The sequence below is a fragment of the Bifidobacterium sp. M0353 genome, assembly GCF_016100645.1.
GTDB classification, from domain to species: domain Bacteria; phylum Actinomycetota; class Actinomycetes; order Actinomycetales; family Bifidobacteriaceae; genus Bombiscardovia; species Bombiscardovia choladohabitans.
This window is the reverse complement of record NZ_JACFSB010000009.1, coordinates 1-605: the sequence shown is the minus strand read 5'-3', so window position 1 is coordinate 605 and position 605 is coordinate 1. Positions and strand designations below refer to the sequence as shown.

General features: G+C 32.2%; 1 protein-coding gene. It reads left to right on the top strand.

The genetic code is table 11. The features are described 5' to 3' along the window. The coding region (locus tag H3V04_RS08750) for a terminase TerL endonuclease subunit (RefSeq protein ID WP_198188178.1) at nt 1-541 on the top strand (541 nt) is incomplete at its 5' end. Nucleotides 542-605: the final 64 nt, after the last annotated feature.

Here is a 605-nt window from a genome sequence, read left to right as displayed (position 1 = left end):
AATAGCATATCGTGAATTTCCCCAATACTGCACTATTACTTCAATACCTGAAGGAATAATTAATCCGGAACAAATTTACAAATGGCTTTTGCAATATGTTGAAGACAATGAGCTTCAAGTTGTTTTTCTAGGATACGATCATTATGGAAGTTTTCAAGTTAAAAACATAACCGAAAGCTTGAGTAATAGTGAAGGCTGGTTAATTCAAGATATTGCACAAAGAACTAGTGAATTGGGTAATCCCACTAAATTTTTGCAAGAGAGCTTTGCTACAGGAAAAATAACACGATTTAATGATCCAATTATGGAAAAAGCGTTGCTAAATGCAACTATTAAAGAAGATAAAATCGGGATACAGGTTGAAAAAGACAAGGCAACTTTTAAGATTGATGTTGTTGATGCAATTATTGATGCAATGTATCGAGCGATGGATCACTTTGAAGAATATGGATTGACTAATGATAAATCAACTGTTGTTGATCGAATGACAGCCGAGCAAGTTAGGGATTGGTTTAGAAATCCAAAATCTGGATTAACTTAAACTTAAAGGAGAAAAAATGGTTAAAGAGCTTTTTAAGATTATTTGGAAATTTATTGATGTAATT